15 protein-coding genes are annotated in these 17,701 nt (G+C 72.5%); 7 read left to right on the top strand and 8 right to left on the bottom strand.

Going from position 1 to position 17,701, the window contains the following annotated elements; all coding sequences use genetic code 11:
* Window positions 1-3 precede the first annotated feature (3 nt).
* The 4 genes from BM339_RS44875 to BM339_RS44860 are packed head-to-tail and all read right to left on the bottom strand — an operon-like array spanning window position 4 to window position 3,993.
* Window positions 4-1,599 carry an amino acid adenylation domain-containing protein gene (locus tag BM339_RS44875; RefSeq protein ID WP_218163934.1) on the bottom strand — a complete coding sequence of 532 codons (1,596 nt, stop codon included), beginning with the start codon at window positions 1,597-1,599 and terminating at the stop codon, window positions 4-6.
* A complete protein-coding gene (locus tag BM339_RS44870) occupies window positions 1,596-3,491 on the bottom strand; it encodes an aminotransferase class I/II-fold pyridoxal phosphate-dependent enzyme (protein WP_075024804.1) in 1,896 nt (631 codons plus the stop codon). Before BM339_RS44870 ends, BM339_RS44875 begins: the two co-directional genes overlap by 4 nt.
* Window positions 3,488-3,748 carry an acyl carrier protein gene (locus tag BM339_RS44865; protein WP_021599293.1) on the bottom strand — a complete coding sequence of 87 codons (261 nt, stop codon included), beginning with the start codon at window positions 3,746-3,748 and terminating at the stop codon, window positions 3,488-3,490. The genes BM339_RS44870 and BM339_RS44865 overlap by 4 nt, the downstream gene beginning before the upstream one ends.
* Complete coding sequence (locus tag BM339_RS44860; protein ID WP_024935148.1) at window positions 3,745-3,993, bottom strand: acyl carrier protein; 249 nt, start codon at window positions 3,991-3,993, stop codon at window positions 3,745-3,747. Before BM339_RS44860 ends, BM339_RS44865 begins: the two co-directional genes overlap by 4 nt.
* A 552-nt stretch (window positions 3,994-4,545) precedes the next feature.
* On the opposite strand from BM339_RS44860, the gene BM339_RS52130 reads away from it, so the two are divergent.
* From BM339_RS52130 to BM339_RS44840, 4 genes are all read left to right on the top strand, one after another.
* Window positions 4,546-5,220 (top strand): response regulator transcription factor, encoded by a 675-nt coding sequence (locus BM339_RS52130; protein ID WP_021599295.1) that lies wholly within the window; start codon window positions 4,546-4,548, stop codon window positions 5,218-5,220.
* A 232-nt stretch (window positions 5,221-5,452) separates the two neighbouring features.
* Complete coding sequence (locus BM339_RS44850; RefSeq protein WP_024935150.1) at window positions 5,453-7,012, top strand: cellulose binding domain-containing protein; 1,560 nt, start codon at window positions 5,453-5,455, stop codon at window positions 7,010-7,012.
* Between the two features lie 331 nt (window positions 7,013-7,343).
* On the top strand, window positions 7,344-8,354 hold the full coding sequence (locus tag BM339_RS44845) for a chitinase (RefSeq protein WP_218163933.1): 1,011 nt from the start codon (window positions 7,344-7,346) through the stop codon (window positions 8,352-8,354).
* 9 nt (window positions 8,355-8,363) lie between these two features.
* The gene (locus tag BM339_RS44840; protein ID WP_075024803.1) at window positions 8,364-9,476 is read left to right on the top strand and encodes a chitinase; all 1,113 of its coding nucleotides are present in this window, start codon (window positions 8,364-8,366) and stop codon (window positions 9,474-9,476) included.
* A 159-nt stretch (window positions 9,477-9,635) separates the two neighbouring features.
* On the opposite strand, the gene BM339_RS44835 is transcribed toward BM339_RS44840, so the two are convergent.
* Window positions 9,636-10,286 (bottom strand): nitroreductase family protein, encoded by a 651-nt coding sequence (locus tag BM339_RS44835; protein WP_024935151.1) that lies wholly within the window; start codon window positions 10,284-10,286, stop codon window positions 9,636-9,638.
* 144 nt (window positions 10,287-10,430) lie between these two features.
* Here BM339_RS44835 and BM339_RS44830 point away from each other — a divergent pair, with 144 nt between their 5' ends.
* Window positions 10,431-11,702, top strand: coding sequence for an acyltransferase family protein (locus BM339_RS44830; protein ID WP_075024802.1), 1,272 nt, complete (start codon window positions 10,431-10,433; stop codon window positions 11,700-11,702).
* 5 nt (window positions 11,703-11,707) lie between these two features.
* On the opposite strand, the gene BM339_RS44825 is transcribed toward BM339_RS44830, so the two are convergent.
* A complete protein-coding gene (locus BM339_RS44825) occupies window positions 11,708-12,232 on the bottom strand; it encodes a hypothetical protein (RefSeq protein ID WP_021594429.1) in 525 nt (174 codons plus the stop codon).
* Between the two features lie 319 nt (window positions 12,233-12,551).
* Complete coding sequence (locus BM339_RS44820; RefSeq protein WP_075024800.1) at window positions 12,552-13,973, bottom strand: MFS transporter; 1,422 nt, start codon at window positions 13,971-13,973, stop codon at window positions 12,552-12,554.
* A 150-nt stretch (window positions 13,974-14,123) separates the two neighbouring features.
* Here BM339_RS44820 and BM339_RS44815 point away from each other — a divergent pair, with 150 nt between their 5' ends.
* Window positions 14,124-14,696: a snapalysin family zinc-dependent metalloprotease gene (locus BM339_RS44815; protein ID WP_075024799.1), complete on the top strand. Its 573-nt coding sequence runs from the start codon at window positions 14,124-14,126 to the stop codon at window positions 14,694-14,696.
* Window positions 14,697-14,836: 140 nt separating this feature from the next.
* Window positions 14,837-16,783 carry a SpoIIE family protein phosphatase gene (locus tag BM339_RS44810; RefSeq protein ID WP_021594432.1) on the top strand — a complete coding sequence of 649 codons (1,947 nt, stop codon included), beginning with the start codon at window positions 14,837-14,839 and terminating at the stop codon, window positions 16,781-16,783.
* On the opposite strand, the gene BM339_RS44805 is transcribed toward BM339_RS44810, so the two are convergent.
* Complete coding sequence (locus BM339_RS44805; RefSeq protein ID WP_075024798.1) at window positions 16,780-17,631, bottom strand: SDR family oxidoreductase; 852 nt, start codon at window positions 17,629-17,631, stop codon at window positions 16,780-16,782. The two genes, BM339_RS44810 and BM339_RS44805, sit on opposite strands and share 4 nt — an antisense overlap.
* Between the last annotated feature and the right edge of the window lie 70 nt (window positions 17,632-17,701).

Genomic DNA, 17,701 nt, shown 5'->3' with positions numbered 1-17,701 from the left:
CGCTCATGACGGAAGGGGCGCCGGGGCGGCCGGGCTGTCCGCCCCGCCGCCGCGGAGCCGGCCGAGGTCGACCTTGCCGTTGGAGTTGCGCGGCAGCGCCGCGAGGCGGGTCGCCGCGTGCGGGACCATGTACTTCGGCAGATGCTCCGCGCAATGCCGCTTGACCTCGATCAGGCCGGGCGGCGCGGCGCCGTCGCGGACCGCGTAGTAGAGGGCGAGGCGGGCGCCGGTGCCCTCGCCGGTGACGAGGACCGCGGCCTCGGCGATCGCGGGATGCCGCAGCACCACGGCCTCGATCTCGCCGAGCTCGACGCGGTAGCCGGACACCTTCACCATGCGGTCCTTGCGGCCCCGGTAGACGAGCAGCCCGTCCTTGCCCCGGGTCACCAGGTCGCCGGTGGGGTGCCGGTGCCGGCGGTGCAGGTCGGCGGGCGGCTCGGAGTCGCGGCCCCAGTAGCCGGGGGTGACGCAGTCGCCCTCGACGACCAGCTCGCCGAGGGCGTCCGGGCCGTCCAGCGGGCGGTCGTGCTCGTCCACGACGATGAGCCGCGCGTTCCCGACCGGCAGGCCGATGGGCGGCGGCTCGTCCCGCTCCAGGTCCTCGGGACGGACCCGGTGGTAGGTGCAGACGTTGGTCTCCGTCGGCCCGTACAGGTTGTACAGGACGGTCCCGCGCGGCAGCCGGGCGCTCAGCTCCCGCAGCCGCGGCATCGGGTAGACCTCCCCGGCGAACAGCACGTAGCGCAGGCTCCGGACGGTCTCGTCCGTCAGAGCCCCCGCGACGGTCAGCAGGGTGAGGATGGACGGCACCGAGTACCAGACGGTCACGCCGTGCTCGCGGACGCCGGCCGCCAGTGCGGCGACGTCCCGGGCCTGCCCGTCCTCGACGATCCACACGGCGGCGCCGACCGACAGCGCCACGAACAGGTCGAAGGTGCTGAGGTCGAAGTTGAACGACGCGTGGTTGGCGAACACGTCGTCGGCGCCGACGTCCAGTTCGCCGCGCGACCAGCCGGTGAACGCCGTGAGGTTGCGGTGCGAGATCTTCACGCCCTTCGGCGCCCCGGTGGAGCCGGACGTGTAGAGGATCGCGGCCAGGTCGCCGGTCGTGACCCGCGGCGGTTCCACCTTCCCTGCGCCGTCCAGGAACGCGTCCCGGCCGACGGCCGGAACGCCCGCCGCGGCCCCGTCGGCCACGACGATCGCCTTGACGGACGGCGGCGGCTCCATGCCGGACAGCAGCGCGAGGTGGCGGGCGTCGGTGAACAGCACGACCGGTTCCGCGTCCCGCAGGATCGTGTCCGCCCGTGCCGCGGGCTGCCCGCCGTCGATCGGCACGTAGGCGCACCCGGCGCGCAGGGCGGCGAGGACGGCCTCGGCGTACTCCGGCCCCTTGTCCATCCAGACGGCGACGCGGTCGCCGAGGCGCGCCCCGAGCCCGAGGATGCCGGCGGCCGTCCGCTCCACGGTCGCGGCCAGTTCCCCGTAGGAGACGGTCCGCCGCCCGAGGAGGGCCGGGCGGGCCGCGTGCTCCGCCGACTCCACGTCCGGGAGCCCGGCGAGGCCCTCGTCCAGGATGCCGAGCCGCCGCGCGCTCACCGGGCCGCCCCTCGCGGCAGGACGCCGGTCTCGCGCGCCGCGTCGACGAAGATCTGCGCGGCGAGGGACAGGTCCTCGGGTGTGTGCTCGGAGGTGACGCTCACCCGCAGCCGGGCGTCGCCGAGCGGCACCCCGGGGAAGACGACGGTCTGGCAGAACAGGCCGCGGGCGCGCACCGCCCGGCCCATCTCCATCGCCCGGCGCTCGTCCCCGACGACGATCGGCAGGATCGCGCTCTGGGTGTTCTCCAGGTCGAACCCGGCGCCGGCGAGGTCGGCGCGCAGCCGGCGGATGTTCGCCCAGAGGGCGGTGAGCCGCTCCGGCTCCTCCTCCATGATGTCGATCGCCGCGATCAGCCCGGCCGCGACCCCGGCCGGGATCGTCGCCGCGAACACGTACGAGTTGGAGTAGAAGCGGAGGTAGTCGATGACCTCCTCGTCACCGGCCACAAACCCGCCCATGCCGGCGAGGGTCTTGCTCATGGTGCCGAGCTCCAGGTCGACCTCTCCCTTGAGGCCGAAGTGCTCGGCGGTGCCGGAACCGCGCTCGCCGAGCACGCCGGTCGAGTGCGCGTCGTCCACCATGATCCGGGCCCCGTAGCGGCGCGCCAGCCGGACGATCTCCGGCAGGTCGCACACGTCCCCGTGCATGCTGAACACGCCGTCGGTGACGATGAGCTTGCCGCGCACCTGGTCCCGGCACCGCTCCAGTACCCGCTCCAGGGCCCGCATGTCGTTGTGCCCGTAAATCTTGCGGACGCCGCCGGACAGCTTGCAGCCGTCCGCGATGCTCATGTGGTTGAGCTTGTCCACGATGACCGCGTCGTGGCTCTTGACCAGCGCGGACACCGCGCCGAGGTTGGCCGGGTAGCCGCCGGGGTAGACGATGCAGGCGGGCCGGCGCTTGAACGCGGCGAGCCTGCGCTCCAGTTCCTTGTGCAGATGATTGGTGCCGCCGATGATGCGGCAGCCGGTGTTGGTGGCGCCGTAGGCCAGCGTCGCCTCGCAGACCGCGTCGATGACCCGCGGGTGGTTGGCGAGCCCGAGGTAGTTGTTCGAGGCGAACATGAGGAACTCGCGGGTCCGGCCCGTCAGCTCGTCGTGGATCCGCGCCCGGTTCGCGCACCGCGACCGCAGCGGCATCCCGTACCAGTACAGGTGCTCGGCCTCGCGCCCGCGCAGGTAGGAGGCGAACCCGCGGGCCTTCGCGAAGAGGTCGGGGTCGCGGTCGTCCATGAAGTCGCGCATGGACCGGTCGTCCCACGTCGTGCCCGTTGCGGGCCGGACGGGATCCAGCTCGCCGACCGCGAGTTCGCGCGGACCGGGGCCGGCGGGCGCGGGGGCCGCCGGCGCGGGCTCCGGGCGGGGCGCGTCCCCGGCCGCGCGGTCGCCCAGCTCGGCGATGAGGGCACGCAGATTCGGCACCGTGAGCTCCGGCGCCGGGCCGGAGAGCCCGAGCTCCTCGGCGGCGTCGGCGATGATCGAGGCGAGCACGACCGAGTCGATGCCGAGCTCGGCCTCCAGCTCGGCGTCGAGGTCGAGCTGGTCGCGCCGGTAGTGGGTGTGCCGCATCGCCGCCGTCATGACCGCCTCGGCGAGCTTCGCGCCGTCCGGCGGGCCGGCCTGCGCGGCCGGGCCGGGGGTCGCGGCGAGCGAGCGCTCCACCGCGTCGATCAGGTCCTGCGGCGTGGCCGCCTCGCGGGGCAGCCGCACGTCCGGGCCGAAGCGGTCCCGCACGTCGCCGAGGATGGCGTCCAGCACGGCCGCGTCGACGCCGAGCTCGCCTTCGAGGTGGCTTTCGGGCCGCAGCCGCGAGACGTCGTAGAGGGTGTTCGAGGCGATGATCTCCAGCACCTGCCGGCCGGCCGGGGCGCTGTGGGCCAGGTCGGTCATCGGACGCTCTTCTCCTCCTCGTCCAGGCGGCCGACCAGCGCGGCGATCGCGCCGACCGACCCGAAGTTCGCGGGCGTGATCTCCCGGAGCGGGACGGTGACGCCGAACTCGGCCTGCAGCGCGTGCACCAGGTCGAAGATCGCCGCCGAGTCGATGATGTTCAGGTCGAGGATCGGCGTGTCGGTGCGCAGCCCGTCGGCGTCCCCGCCCATCCAGGCGTCGGCGATGTATCCGATGAGGAAGTCCGCCGTGGTCACGGCGAGGCCGCCGTCGTGATCTGCCGCTCGATCAGGTCGGCCGCGCGGCCGATCGTGTCCGAGGGCGACACCAGGTCCTCGCCGAACTCGGCGCCGAACTCGGTCTGGGCGACCAGCAGCAGCTCCACCAGGAACAGCGAGTCGACCTCCAGTTCCTGGAAGACGACGTCCGGCCCCACCGCCGTCCGGTCGACCTCGAAGCGGTCCACCAGCAGATCGACCAACCGGTCGTACACGTCACTCACGACTTCCCCCCATGCCGCGTGAACGGCGTTGAGATCAGTGGACGGTCCCGACTGTCGTGCATTGCGCTGACGATCGCGCTGACGAACCACTGACCGGGCCGTGATGGCGACCACGGCCGGGTCGAACGCCCTTTGACAGCGGCCGACTTCCCGGCCGGGGCGGGCCGGCCCGGCAATTGCCCGACCAATTGACAGCGAATCCATGAGCCGTGCCGCGGGCCGGGGCCGCCAAGTCATGATCGTTCATGTTTCTCGGCGGCCTTCGGGTTGCCGAAGGACCGAGGGATAAAGACATGACTAAAAGGCCCCAGAGCCCACCGCCGTGATCGCGATACATTGTCACGACGAAGCGCCCGCCATCATCGGCGTGCGCTCGGCACGTGACCCTATTGGAGAGTGCACGCCCGTAGATCCGATGAATCTTCAACCACCGACGCCTCCGCTCACCGCCGCCCCGGTGGCCGGAGCCCGATTCTCGAAGCACGACCGGGGGTCAAGAATCGAATGCAGTGTTCTGCCTGCAGCACCGGCACGAGGTGGCAAAAAGGTCCGATGGGGTTGAAACAAAGGCTGCTCCTCTGCTGCGATAAGCCGCTCTTCGCCGACGGCTTCTCCGCGCTCCTGGAAAGCGAGCCGGAGATCGAGATCATCGGCCGCACCACCGGGGAACTGGTCCTGCGGGACGCCGCCGAGAACTGTCCCGACATCACGCTCGTCGTCGCTCCCGCATTGACCCTCGTCGGTCATCAGCGGGAACTCGCGGAATTGGCCGACCTCTCCAAGGTCATCCTCATCGCCAAGACGGAGAGCGCGCACCGGTCGGTCGAGGCGGTCGGGCTCGGCGTCTCCGCCGTGCTCTCCCTGGACACCTCGTCGGACCAACTGATCCAGGCATTACGCCTGGTCATGGCCGGGGAGACGCTGCTCCTCCCGGAGAGCGCCCGGCAGGCCCTGTGCCCCCGCCACGCGCCCGCCCCGAAGGAGGCCGGGCACTCGCTGAGCGCCAACCTCACCGGCCGCGAGAAGGAAGTGCTCCTGCTGCTCGGCCGCGGCGCGTCCAATGTCGAGATCGCGCGGGAGCTCTCCATCTCCATCACGACCGTGCGCACCCATGTGCACAACGTCCTGAAGAAACTGGGCGTCGGAACGCGCGGGCAGGCGGTCGCGGTCGCCTACAAGAGCGGTCTCATCACGCGGATCGGAACGGAGAGCACCGCCGACGACTGATTTCGGGACTTCCGCCGGAGCCATTCGGCGGGTGGACCGGCCGGCTACCTGGAGTGGTCGGCACGGGGTCCGTCATGCGCGCGAGCGGGCGCGTTCCACGGGGGTTGCAGGACGGCGTCCGGGTGGTTACCGTTCAGTCGACTTTATAGGAAAGTTTCCTATTAGATCACCGCGACCGACTCGGGGTTCGGGGGATGCCCGCTCGTCCACGTCTTCCTACCCGGGAGTGACCTTGCGAAGAAGACGCCTCCTGCCCGGCCTCCTGCTCACCGCCCTCTGCTCCCTGCTCCTCGCCCTGCTCGTCCCCGTCCCGGCCAGTGCCGCCTCCGTGACGGCGACCTTCACCAAGTCGGCCGACTGGGGCTCCGGCTACGAGGCCAAGTACACGATCAAGAACGAGACCGCCGCCGCGGTCCCCGGCTGGAAGGTGGAGTTCGACCTGCCGTCCGGCTCCTCGGTCGGGACCTACTGGGACGCGCTGCTCACCACGTCCGGGCAGCACGCCGCGTTCGCCAACCGCGAGTACAACGGCTCCGTCGCCGCGGGCGCGAGCGTCTCGTTCGGCTTCATCGTCAGCGGGTCCGGGACGCCGCAGAACTGCACGATCAACGGTTCGTCCTGCACCGGAGGCGGCAACCCCGGTGCGCCGTCCGCACCCGGGGCGCCGAGCGTGACCGGCAAGACGAACACCTCGCTCACACTGTCGTGGCCGGCGTCGTCCGGGTCGGTCACCGGCTACCGCGTCTACGAGGGCTCCGCCGTCCGGGCCACCGTGACCGGGACGAGCGCCACCATCGGCGGGCTGGCCACCTGCTCGGACCACACCTACACGGTGAGGGCGTACAACTCCGCCGGGGAGTCCGCGGCGAGCGGCTCGGTGACGGCGACCACGAGCGGCTGCACGACCCCGCCGGCCGGCGGCAAGCACGCCGCGCCCTACCTGTACATGGGCTGGGGCGAACCGCCGAACCCGGCCACGGTCATGAACGCGACCGGGATCAAGTGGTTCACGATGGCGTTCATCCTGTCGGGCGGCGGGTGCAACGCGGCGTGGGACGGCAACCGCCCGCTCAGGGGCGGCGCGGACGAGCAGGCCATCGCCCAGATCCGCGCGGCCGGCGGTGACGTGCTGCCGTCCATCGGCGGCTGGTCGGGCAACAAGCTCGGCCCGAACTGCTCCTCCCCCGAGGCGCTCGCCGGCGCCTACCAGCAGGTGATCGACGCGTTCGGGCTCAAGGCCGTCGACGTCGACATCGAGAACAGCGACGAGTTCGAGAACGAGGTCGTCCAGGACCGCATCCTCGGCGCCCTGAAGATCGTCAAGCAGCGGAACCCCGGCATCCAGACGATCCTGACCTTCGGCACGAGCACCACCGGCCCGAACTACTGGGGCACCCGCCTCATCAACCGGGCCGCGGCGCTCCAGGCGAACGTGGACGTGTTCACGATCATGCCGTTCGACTTCGGCGGCGGCGCGGACATGTACGGCAACACCGTCAACGCCTCCGAGGGCCTGAAGAACGCGCTCAAGTCGGCGTTCGGGTGGTCGGACGCCACCGCTTACTCCCACATGGGCATCTCCGGTATGAACGGCCTGTCCGACCAGCAGGAGCTGACGTCCCCGGCGACCTGGACGCGGATCCGCGACTGGGCGAAGTCGCACGGCCTGGCCCGCCTGGCGTACTGGTCCGTCAACCGCGACCGGCCCTGCCCCGGCGGCGGCGTGACGTCCAGCTGCAGCGGCATCGACCAGCAGAACTGGGAGTTCACCAGAATCACGGCCGGCTTCTGACCCCACACCTCCGAACTGCGGCGCGGATCGTCCACCGGACGATCCGCGCCGCCCGTGTGATGGGCCGCGTGTCGCGGCGTGATTGGTGAGATTTGCTGGTGGCGAGCGCGTTCTTGGGCGTTAGTCGCTGATTTTCGGAGCCCGGGACCGGTGGTTCGGTCCTCGAACTGGGCTGGTTGCGGCGGGCCGATCGGGCCTTTTCGGAAGGGCCTTGCCCGGCTGTGGACGGTGGCCTACTGTGGCCAATTAGACAGGAAACCTTCCTATCTATAACGCGAACGACACGGGTTTCGGGGGAATCCGTCGGCAACCAGACCCAGGGAGTACCCCCTTGTCCCCCCGCTCCACTCTCAGCGTCCTCGCCGCCCTGCTCCTCCCACTCGCCGTCGCGCCCGCGGCACACGCCGCGACGACGGCCGCGGCGCCCGCCAGGCCCGCCGCCGCGGAGCTCCCCGAGCACTTCCTGACCGGGTACTGGCACGACTTCGTCAATCCCGCGGAGGAGCTCAAGCTCTCCCAGGTACCGGACGAGTACGACCTCATCGCGGTCGCGTTCGGCGAGGCCACCGCCCGCGCCGGCGAGGTCACGTTCCGGGTCGACCCCGAGCTGTCTACGGCCCTCGGCGGCTACACCGACGAGCAGTTCAAGGCCGACATCGCGGCCCTGCAGGCCGCCGGCAAGAAGGTCATCCTCTCGGTCGGCGGCGAGAAGGGCGCCATCCAGGTCTCCGACGACGCCTCCGCGCAGCTCTTCGCCGACTCCGTCCACGGGCTGATGACCGAGTACGGCTTCGACGGCGTCGACATCGACCTGGAGAACGGCCTGAACCCGACGTACATGGAGAAGGCGCTCAGGTCGCTCCGCTCCGCGGCGGGGGACGGCCTGATCATCACGATGGCGCCGCAGACGATCGACATGCAGTCCACCGGCGGGTCGTACTTCCAGCTCGCGCTGAAGATCAAGGACATCCTCACCGTCGTCCACATGCAGTACTACAACTCGGGCACCATGCTCGGCTGCGACCAGAAGGTGTACGGGCAGGGGACGGTCGACTTCATGACCGCGCTGGCGTGCATCCAGCTGGAGAACGGCCTGCGCCCTGACCAGGTCGCGCTGGGCCTGCCCGCCGGGCCGGGCGCGGCGGGCGGCGGCGTGGTCGAGCCGTCGACGGTCACCGACGCGCTCGACTGCCTCGCCAAGGGCACCGGATGCGGCTCGTTCACGCCGGCGCGCACCTACCCGGACATCCGCGGCGCGATGACGTGGTCCATCAACTGGGACGTCACCAACGGCGGCCGCTTCGCCGGCACCGTCGGCCCGCACCTCGACACGCTGCCGTAGGGGGCCGTCATGACGAAGATCCGGGTTCTGGCGGCGCTGGCCGCCGTGCTGCTGGTCGGGGCCACGAGCCCCGCGCAGGCGAAGAACGTCCCGGCCGCCGCCGACCTCCCGAGGCACGCGCTCATCGGGTACCTGCACGCCAGCTTCGCCAACGGGTCCGGCTACGTGCGGATGGCGGACGTCCCCGACGCGTGGGACATCATCGACCTCGCGTTCGGCGAGCCGACGTCGCCGACGTCCGGTGACATCCGCTTCACGCGGTGCCCGGCGAGCGAGTGCCCGAACGTGGAGAGCGACGAGGAGTTCATCGCCGCGATCCGCGCGAAGCAGGCGCAGGGCAAGAAGGTGCTGATCTCGATCGGCGGCCAGAACGGCCAGGTGCAGCTCACGACGACGGCCGCGCGGGACGCGTTCGTCCGGTCCGTCTCGGAGATCATCGACCGGTACGGGCTGGACGGCCTGGACATCGACTTCGAGGGCCACTCGCTCTACCTGGACCCGGGCGACACCGACTTCCGCAACCCGACCACGCCGGTGATCGTCAACCTGATCTCGGCGCTGAGGTCGCTCAAGGCCAAGTACGGGAGCGGCTTCGTGCTGACGATGGCGCCGGAGACGTTCTTCGTGCAGGTCGGTCACCAGTTCTACGGCGGCGCGGGCGCCGGCGACAACCGCACGGGCGCGTACCTGCCGGTGATCGACGCGCTGCGGGACGACCTGACCGTCCTGCACGTCCAGGACTACAACTCCGGTCCCGTCATGGGCCTGGACGGCCAGTACCACACCATGGGCGGCGCCGATTTCCACATCGCGATGACCGACATGGTGAAGGCCGGTTTCCCGGTCGCGAACACCGGTCACACGTTCCCCGGGCTGCGTCCGGAGCAGATCGGCATCGGCCTGCCCGCCGCCGTCAGCGCGGGCAACGGGCACACGCCGCCCGCCCAGGTCCAGCAAGCGGTGAACTGCCTGGTCAAGGGGCAGGACTGCGGGTCGTACCCGCTGCGCGGCGGGACGTCCCCGGCCCTGCGCGGGCTGATGGCGTGGTCGGTCAACTGGGACGGCTACTACGGCTGGGAGTTCATGAACAGCCACGAGCCCTTCTTGAACGGCCTTCCGTAACACGATCCCGGGGCCGGCGCCGCTCCCCCCGCTCTCGGCGCCGGCCCCCCTCCCGGCCCGGGTCGGTGGGCCCCGCCCGGGGCCGGCGGCCCCGCCTCCCGCACGGCGCGCTGACGGGGGGCGGGGCCGCGCGTCGCGCGGCCCCCTGTCGGGGGTCGGTCACCAGCCGTCGACGTGGAGGATCTCGTCCAGCGGCACGCGGGAGGCGGGACGGAAGGTCTCGCCGGTGTAGTACGCCGTCGGGATGAGCGCGCCCTGGCGGACGTCCTCGGGCAGGCCGAGCAGCTCCGCCACCTCCCGCTCGTACACGAGGTGCAGCGACGTCCACGCCGTGCCGAGCCCGCGGGCGCGGGCGGCGAGGCAGTAGTTCCACGCGGCGGGGAGCAGCGAGCCCCAGAGGCCGGCCTGGTTGCCGTCCGGGAACTCGCCGCCGGGCAGCCGCAGGCATGGGATCACCAGTACGGGCACGTCGCCCATGCGCTCGCCGAGGTAGGCCGCGCTGTCCCCGACGCGGCGCTGCACCTCGGCGCGCTCGGGATCGTCCTTGTAGAGGCCGGCGGCGGATCCCCCGCCCTGGGCGTACGCGCTGAACGAGCGCCGGTAGTACTCGCCGATCTCCGCGCGCTTGCCGGCGTCGGTGACGACGACCCACTGCCAGCCCTGCCGGTTGCTGCCGCTCGGCGCCTGGAGGGCGACCTCCAGGCATTCGCGGACGAGCTCCATCGGGACGGGACGTTCCAGGTCGAGTCGCTTGCGGACGGTACGGGTCGTGGTCAGCAGCTCATCAGGGCTCAACGGGAGTGTCGTCATCCCCTCATCGTGCCGAGCCGCCCGGGGCCGCCCGGCACCGGGGACCTCGGACATCCGTTCTCGCCTATTTCACGGCGTATATCCGATTGATACGCGACCCGGATTCGGCGGTACGGATGGGGGCTGAGAGTCTAGTCTGTCGGGATGATTCCCGCCTCGGATGTTTCCTCCGCAACGTCCCGGCTTGGGTGGCTTGATGCGCTGCGGGGCGGGGCGGCCCTGGCGGTGGCGCTGCATCACGCGAGCTATGTGTACCTCCCAGGACTACGTGCGCGGATGGCCGACTGGTTCGATCCGGGCCTGGTCGGCGTGCTCGTGTTCTTCCTGGTCAGCGGGTACATCGTGCCCGCGTCGCTGGAACGGCGGGGCAGCGTGCGCGGGTTCTGGATCGGCCGGTTCTTCCGCATCTACCCGCTGCTCGCGGTGACGTGCCTCCTCGCCGTCCTGCCGTTCCTGCTGGGTGTGCTGGGACTGCGGGCCGGGCTGGAGACGTACTCGCCCGCGACGGCCGTCCTGGCGCACATGACGATGCTCCAGGACGTCCTGAACGTCCCGAACGCGATGAACGTGCTGTGGACGCTCTCCTACGAGATGGCCTTCTACCTGCTGATCGTCGCGCTGTTCGTGGTCGGTGGGCACCGCCGCTCGGCGCCGGCCGCCGTCGTCATCACCGTGGTCGCGCTGGTGGCCGTCACGCTGACCGCGGGCGGGCTGCTCACCGGCGCGCACGCTCCGGCGGGCCTGCTGTCGCGCACCGTCGGGACGGGCCCGGTGGTCGCGGTGACCGCCGCCGCGCTGGTGGTGGCGATCGGCGCGGCGATGTCCCGCCGCCCCGCGACGCGGACCGCCGGCGGCCTCCTCGGCGGCCTGCTCGCCGCCGCGCTGGTCACGCTGAACGGCCGGATCAGCGCGTGGGAGGGGCTCGTCATGCTGGCGGTCATGTTCCTCGGCACCGCGATCCACCGCGCCGAGCACGGCCAGATCACGCGGCGCTCCGGCACGGCGGCGGGCGCGGTGGTGATCGGCGGCGCGCTCGTCGCCGGGACGTGGAACGCGGCCCCCTACGGGCGGAACGCCCAGCTGGTCTGGTGCGGCGCGGTCGTGGCGGCGGCCCTGGCGTTCGGGGCGGCCTGGCGGCTGCGCCACGCCCGCTTCCCCGGCTGGGCGACCGGCCTCGGAACCATCAGCTTCTCGGTCTACCTCCTGCATCCGCTGCTGCTGATGGTCGCGGCGCAGTTCCTCGGTGTCTCCGGACGCGAGGACGCGGTCGGCCTGGGCTTCTTCCTCCTCGCCCTGATCGTGCTGAGCTGGGCCTCGCAACGCTGGATCGAGGCTCCCGCCCAGCGGCTCGGACGGCGCCTCACCCGTCCGCGCGCCCGCGACCCGCGGCTGGAACCCCATCCGGCGGTCACCTGACGCGCCTAGAGCTTCTTGGCGCAGACGAATTCCACTTGCTCCAACGGGTCGGTCGAGCCGCCCAGCAGCGACGTGGGGGTGAACTGCTCGGACGAGCCGGGGCACTTCGGCCCCTTGATGCGAGGAGCCGTGACGAGCTTGACGACCCGGTAGGTGGAACCCCGCTTGGCCTTGGCGCAGGGCACCTCGTTCCCCATGACGAGCCGGGTGATCACGCCGGAATCGTCCTCGCTGACCGTCACGCAGTCGCCGACCCGGGCGCGCGGCCCGCCCCCGCGGCCCGGGTCACTGGGATGGGGCGGCTTGCGGAGGCGCAGGCACGCATACCCCTCGTCACCTCCGTACGTGCCGAGCAGGCGGAGGCTTTCCCGCATGTCCACTATCAGGTCGGCGTCGTCGTGGCACTCGCTCGCGGTCAACTGGGGGACCCTCTCCACCAGGTACCTGGACAGCACCTTGGCGTAGGCCCGGGGGTCGGCGCAGTCCACCTCGGGGTAGCCCGTCCCGCCGCCGACCTTCGCCTGCCGCACGCAGTCGTCCCTGTCCAGGTAGACCGGGCCCCGAACGGCCGGTTCCGTGGTCGCCGACGGCGAGGGAGCACGTGCGGAAGGAGTCGCGGACCGGGTCCCCCCTCCCCGCGGGCCGCTCTCGTCGCCGCCCCCGCACCCGGCGGGGAGCAGCAGGAACAACGCCATCAGCGCAGCCGATCGCCGACGCATCCCAGGCTCCCCGGATTAGGAGATGGACCGACCTCGATTGTCGTCGATCAAGCGGTGGGCGAGCCAGGCCGCGACCACGTCCGGTCGCCGGCAGAGCGCTCGCGCGCTGCCGGCGACAGGGGGCCCGGAGTCATGCCGTCGCGGAATCCTGCTGAGGCGCGCGGCCGGGCTTCGGCAGGAACGGGACGACGGCCGTGCCCGCGGTCGTGACCACCGCGGCGACCACGAAGGCCATCGAGTAGCCGTCCACGAGGTCCGGGCCCGCCTTGGCGGCGACCGTGCCGAGGAGGCTCAGGCCGATCGCGCCGCCGATCGTCCGGGACGTGTTGACGACGCCCGCCACCGCGCCCGCCTCGGACCCCTCGACACCGCTGGTCGACGCCTCCACCAGCGGGGTCATCAGCAGGCCGAAGCCGAGGGCCATGGTCGCTCCGGGGCCGAGGATGGACGTCAGGAACGTTCCGTCGGCGTCCAGCACGACGCTCTGCCAGGCGAAGCCCGCCGCGGCCATGAGCCCGCCGATCCCGGCGAGGAGCCGGGCGTCCATCCGGGCCATCAGGGTGGGCGCGAGCCGGGAGCCGATGATGATGCCGGCGGTGTGCGGCAGGAACGACAGACCGGTCCGGACGGCGCTGTAGTGCAGGACGTTCTGCATGTACAGCGACAGGAAGTACCAGAGCGCGAAGCCCGCCATCGTCCCGACGAGGGTCGCGAGGTTGCCGACCGCCACGCTCCGCAGCCGGAACAGCCGGAGCTGGACGAGCGGCTCCGCGGCGCGCGACTCGACCGCGACGAACAGGGCGAGCAGGCCGAGCCCGGCGGCGAGCGGGAACAGCGCCGCCCAGCCGTGGTTCTCGGCCCGGCTGATGCCGAACGCCAGCAGCCCCACCCCGGCGGTGACGAGGACGGCGCCGGGCACGTCCAGGCGGCGGCGCCCGGCGGTGTCGCGGTCGCCGCGCAGCCAGCGGGCGGCGATCACGGCGACGACCGCGCCGACCGGGACGTTGATCAGCAGCACCCAGCGCCAGCTGAGGTAGTCGGTCAGCAGCCCGCCGACCAGGCCGCCGGTGGCGCCGCCCGCGGTGCCGACGGCCGTCCACATGGCGATCGCCTTCGTCCGCGCCGGCCCCTCGGGGAACGTCCCGGTGATCAGCGACAACGTGACGGGCGCCAGGATCGCGGCGCCGAGGCCCTGCGCGGCGCGGGCCGCGATCAGCATGCCGCCGTCCGGGGCGAACCCGCCGACGAGGCTGGCGACGGTGAACAGGCCGAGGCCGGTGATGAAGACGCGCTTGCGCCCGTACAGGTCGGCGGCCCGCCCGCCCAGGAGGAGGAACCCGGCGAACGTCAGCGAGTAGGCGTTGACGACCCACTGCAGACCCGTGGCGCCGAGGCCGAGGCCTTCCCGGATGTGGGGCAGGGCGACGTTGACGACGGAGATGTCCAGGACGACGAGGAACTGCCCGATGGACGCGGCCAGCAGGGCGGCCCAGCCGGGCGTCGCCGCGGCCGGGCGGGCGGGGCCCTTGGCGGTGAGCTCTGTAGTGGTCATGCGTCCATGCTGATCGCCGGACCGGGTCGCGCGCGTCGGTCGCCGGTCCCGGTCCGCCACGTCCGTTCGGCCTAGGACCCTCCGGCGGTGGCGTTTTCCCGGCGCTTGATCGATAGTCGAGGCAACCCCCCGCTACCACGAGGAGTCTGCATGGCTTCCAAACTCCTACGGGCCTGCGCCGCGCTGCTGCTCGGCCTGGCCTTCCTCACCGGCACGACCCTGACCGGCACGGGCGCTCCCGCTTCGGCGTCGCCCGTCCCGCAGACCGCCGCCGTCCGCACGGTCACGTACGACGCGAGCCAGGCCGCCGAGTTCCGGTCGGCGGTCGACGAGGGCGCCCGGATCTGGAACGAGCACGTGAGCAACGTCCGGTTCGTCGCCGGCACCCCGGCGGACGTCGTCGTGTACGCCGACGACGGATGGCCCCGCGCCCAGCCCACCGGCCTCGGCAGCGGCAGGGTGTGGATGGGGCGGCAGGCCGTCCAGGAAGGGCACTACCCGGTCCGCATCGCCGCGCACGAGCTGGGCCACATCCTCGGCCTGCCCGACCGGCGGACAGGGCTGTGCACCGACCTGATGTCCGGGGCCAGCGCCGGGACGTCCTGCCGCAACCCGAACCCCAACCCCGCCGAGGTCGCCGAGGTGGAACGCAACTTCCAGAACGGCCGCGGCGCCGTCGTCCCCGGCGTCACGATCACCGAGGCTCCCGCCCTCGCACGCTGAGCCGTCCGCGGTACCGGGGCGCCCGCCTTCTCCCGGCGGGCGCCCCTTTACGGTCGGTGCGCGCGGCCGTCCCGTCCCGCAGGTGTGAAACAGGACGAGCCGGAAACAAGGGACGCACGACGGCGATCGCTGGAGGTGTGGTGCACGACCCCGATGACGAGGAGGCGTTCGCGCGGCGCACCGGCGACGCCCGCACGGTGCGGGAGGTCTTCGAGACGGCGCCCGTCCCGCTCGTCGGTCTCGGCACCCCCGACCACACGGTCGTCGCCGCGAACGCCGCCTACCGCAGGTTCGTCGGGCGGCAGGACGTCCTCGGGCGCAGGATGCGCGACGTGCTCCCCGAGATCGTCGGACAGCAGCTGCTCGGCGCCTTCGACCGCCCCCTCGCCACCGGCGAGGCCGAGCCGATCAGCGAGTGGCGCGTCCAGCTCGGCCGCGGGGAGGACGGCGAGCGCGGGGAGATCTACATCGACGGCGTGATCCTGCCGCGCCGCGCCCCCGACGGCTCGGTGATCGGTCTCGTCGCCCACGTCCAGGACGTCACCGAGCGGGTCCTGGAGCGGAGGTCGGGGCGGCGGCAGGCGGGGCGGCACGACCCCGCCGACGTGTTCCGGCGGCACCTGCTCCCGGCCGGCCTGCCGATCCTGCCCGGCCTCCAGATCGGCGGCGTCCACCTGCCCGCCGGCTCCGGCGACGCGGCGAGCGGCGACTGGTTCGACGCGGTCCCGCTGCCGGACGGCCGGACCGCCCTGGTCGCCGGGGACGTGGCCGGGCACGGCGCCGCCGCGGCGGCGGCGATGGGGCGGCTCCGGACCGTCCTGGAGGACCGGCTCGACAACAGCGGCGACATCGAGGAGGCGCTCGCCGCCGCGGACCGGCTGGCCGTCCGGTCCGATGCGGCGCGGGCGGCGAGCGTGTGCGTCGCGGCGGTGGACCCGGCGGACGGGCGGCTGACGTACTCCACGGCCGGCCATCCGCCGCCGCTGCTGATCCCGTCCGGCGGGCAGGCCCGCTACCTGCCGTCGACCGGCGGCGGGCCGCTCGGCACCGGCTCCCGCTTCCCGCTCGCCGAGGCGCGCCTCGGGCTCGGCGACCACCTGCTCCTCTACACCAACGGGATCATCGATCGGCCCGGTGTCGGGCCGGCGGGCGGCACCGTGGAGTTCGCGCGGACCGCCACCGACGTCGCCGCCGGCCGGGCGATGCGCGAGGAATGGCTCGCCCCCGTCGACCGGCTGACCACGCAGACGCTGGAGCTGCTGGTCCGGGTGAGCGGCCACTCCGACGACATCGCGCTGCTGGCCGCGCAGCGCACCCTCCCGCCGTCGCCGCTGCTGCTGGAGATGCCGGCCGGGACGGAGGCGGTCCCGGCCGTCCGCAAGGCCTTGGACGACTGGCTGCACGACCTCGGCACCCGCGCGGAGGACGTGATCCTGCTGCGGCACGCCGTCGGCGAGCTCGTCGGCAACGTCGTCGAGCACGCCTACGCCTCGCCGCCCGGCACCGTGCGGGTCCGGGCGGAGTGCACCGGGCGCGGCTCGGTCGAGGTCGAGGTCGCCGACGACGGTCGCTGGCGCGAGCACGTCACCGACCTGGAGGTCGAGCGCGGCCGCGGCCTGGCCATGGCCACCGACTTCGTCGGCCACCTGCGCATCGAGACCGAGCCGTCCGGGACGACCGCGACCGTCCTGCACCGCCTCACCCGGCCGGTGCGGCTGCTGTCCGCGGGCGAGATCACACCGCCCGCCGCCCGGCCGCCGGACGTCCCCGAACTCCTGCTGATCTTCGAGCAGCCGTCGGAGGGGGCGGCCCCGCGGATCCGGGTGGACGGCCCGGTGGACGCCGCCACCGCCGGGCAGCTGCGCGAGGAGCTGCAGATGCGCACCCGCGGCGGCACCGCCGCCCTCACCGTCGACCTGACCGGCGTCACCCACCTGGGCAGCGCCGGCGTCGCCGTCCTCCACGAGGCCCGCGCCCATACCGACGCCCTGGGCCGCCCCCTCCTGCTGTACGCCCCGGCGGGCAGCCCGGCCCAGCACGTCATGTCCCAGGTCGCCCTCCCGCACACGACCACCGACCCCGGCTAGAGCACCGCCTGCAGGACGTCGCGCAGCGGCATGGGCGGGCGGCCGAGCAGGTCGGCGAGCGCCGGGTCGACACCGGCGAACTCGCCCTTCCGGCTGGCGGCGAACATGCCCACGAGCATGTCCGCCGCGGCCTCCGGCACACCGTGGCCGACGAGACCGGCCCGGTACTCCTCGTCCGGGACGACCACCCGGCGGATCGTCCGCCCGGTCACCTCGGACGCGACCGCCGCCACCCCGGCCATGTCGATCGCCTCGCCGCCCGTGAGCGGGGGCGTCGGACCGTCGAACGGCACCTCGGCCAGGATGATCGCGGCGGCCTCGGCGAGGTCGGCGTGGGCCGTCCACGAGACCGGACCGTCCTCGGGCACGGCCAGCTCGCCCGTCTCCAGAGCCGCCGCGAGCAGCATCCCGGTCGTGGACGCGTAGAAGCCGTTGCGCAGGGCCGTGAACGCCGGCCCCGACTCCCGCAGCACGGCCTCCGTGGCGGCGTGGTCGAGCATGGGCGGGAAGGGCGAGTCCGGGTTCACCCCCATATGGCTGGTGTAGAGCACGCGCCCCACGCCCGCCTTCTCGGCGGCCTCGATCGCGGCGCGGTGCGCGCCGACCGCCGCCTCACCGATCGCGTCCACGGACACCACCAGAACCTGCGACGCCCCCTCGAAGGCCTCGACGAGACTCTCCGGCTCGGCGAAGTCACCCCGCCGGACACGGATCCCCTTTTCCTGCAACACCCGCGCCTTCTCCGGGTCGCGGACGCTCACCCCGATGCGCTCCGCGGGCACCCGCTCGGCGAGCCGCTCGACGACCTCCCGCCCCAGCCGCCCGTTCGCTCCGGTAACGATGATCATGACGCCTCCTCGTATCAGTGCTAACGCTACAACGCTAACACTGATAGCGAACCATCGCTAACCGGATTTT

Origin of the sequence: Actinomadura madurae, from assembly GCF_900115095.1 — a bacterium.
Lineage (GTDB): Bacteria > Actinomycetota > Actinomycetes > Streptosporangiales > Streptosporangiaceae > Spirillospora > Spirillospora madurae.
This window is presented reverse-complemented; position numbering and strand designations above follow the sequence as displayed.

Excerpts from the sequence above, each read along its gene's own strand:
- BM339_RS44870 (WP_075024804.1), bottom strand. The coding sequence starts at position 3,491 with ATGACCGACCTGGCCCACAGCGCCCCGGCCGGCCGGCAGGTGCTGGAG.
- BM339_RS52130 (WP_021599295.1), top strand. The coding sequence starts at position 4,546 with ATGGGGTTGAAACAAAGGCTGCTCCTCTGCTGCGATAAGCCGCTCTTC.
- BM339_RS44840 (WP_075024803.1), top strand. The coding sequence starts at position 8,364 with ATGACGAAGATCCGGGTTCTGGCGGCGCTGGCCGCCGTGCTGCTGGTC.
- BM339_RS44835 (WP_024935151.1), bottom strand. The coding sequence starts at position 10,286 with ATGACGACACTCCCGTTGAGCCCTGATGAGCTGCTGACCACGACCCGT.
- BM339_RS44830 (WP_075024802.1), top strand. The coding sequence starts at position 10,431 with ATGATTCCCGCCTCGGATGTTTCCTCCGCAACGTCCCGGCTTGGGTGG.
- BM339_RS44820 (WP_075024800.1), bottom strand. The coding sequence starts at position 13,973 with ATGACCACTACAGAGCTCACCGCCAAGGGCCCCGCCCGCCCGGCCGCG.
- BM339_RS44815 (WP_075024799.1), top strand. The coding sequence starts at position 14,124 with ATGGCTTCCAAACTCCTACGGGCCTGCGCCGCGCTGCTGCTCGGCCTG.
- BM339_RS44805 (WP_075024798.1), bottom strand. The coding sequence starts at position 17,631 with ATGATCATCGTTACCGGAGCGAACGGGCGGCTGGGGCGGGAGGTCGTC.